Source organism: Actinosynnema sp. NPDC023658, from assembly GCF_040639995.1.
GTDB lineage: Bacteria > Actinomycetota > Actinomycetes > Mycobacteriales > Pseudonocardiaceae > Actinosynnema.
The window spans coordinates 1-1025 of record NZ_JBFAAX010001510.1 but is presented as its reverse complement, the minus strand read 5'-3'; the positions used below and the strand labels follow the sequence as shown (position 1 = coordinate 1025).

Sequence of the window (1025 nt, the reverse complement as noted above, 5' to 3'; positions counted from 1 at the left end):
GCCGCGACCCGGTACTGGCCCTCGACGCCGATGTTGAACAGGTTCATCTTGGCTGGGGTTGGTGAACCGGGTCGGCGCGCGGTTCGCGCGGTTCGGCGGTGTCACCCCGGAACGGCCGCTGCCGACGCCGGTGCGCTCGTTCCAGTCGACGTTCCGGGCCGCGGCCGGCGGCGGCGAGCGGGTGCTGCTGTTCCCGGACACGTTCACCAACCACTTCGAGCCGGGCATCGGCGTCGACGCGGCGGCCGTGCTCGGTCACGTCGGGCAGGGCGTCGAGGTGCCGAGGTCGGCGGTGTGCTGCGGGCTCACGTGGTTCTCCACCGGTCAGCTCGGCGTGGCCCGGGGGGTGATCAGGCGGACGGCGCGCGCGCTGCGGCCGTGGACGCGGGACGGCGTGCCGGTGGTGGGGTTGGAGCCGAGCTGCACGGCGTTCCTGCGCTCCGACGCGCTGGAGGTCGCGGGCGACGACCCGGACGTGGTGCGGCTGGCCGAGTCGGTCCGCACGTTCGCCGAGCACGTGTCGCCGCTGCTGGAGCCGGTGGAGGGCGACGGTCGGGCGGTCGTGCAGCCGCACTGCCACCAGTACGCCGAGCTGGGCTTCGACGCCGACCGAGAGCTGCTGGCCAAGACCGGGGTGAGCCCGTCGGTGCTGGAGGGGTGCTGCGGGCTGGCGGGCAACTTCGGCTTCGAGCGCGGGCACTACGAGGTGTCGATGGCGGTGGGCGAGCAGACCCTGTTCCCGGCCGTGCGGTCGGCGGGCGACGCGGTGACCGTGGCGGACGGCTTCAGCTGCCGCACGCAGGTCCGGCACGGGTCCGATGTGGACCCCGTGCACACCGCCACGCTGGTGCGGCGGCGGTTGGGGATCTGAGGGACCGGCCGACGTCCGGGGCGGGCCGCGCGCGTGGCTCGCCGCCGCGGGCGCGGCGGCGGTCACGGCGACCCGTGCACCGGGGGGGTCCACGGGGTTGCAGGGCCCGTAGTCGGGGTGTCCGCCGGGCACCGCCCCCGGCAGCACCCCGGGC

1 protein-coding gene is annotated in these 1025 nt (G+C 75.7%); it reads left to right on the top strand.

The annotated features are described in order from the left end of the window. Window positions 1–61 precede the first annotated feature (61 nt). Window positions 62–871: a heterodisulfide reductase-related iron-sulfur binding cluster gene (locus AB0G02_RS42170; protein WP_360806785.1), complete on the top strand. Its 810-nt coding sequence runs from the start codon at window positions 62–64 to the stop codon at window positions 869–871. The last annotated feature ends 154 nt before the right edge of the window (window positions 872–1025 follow it).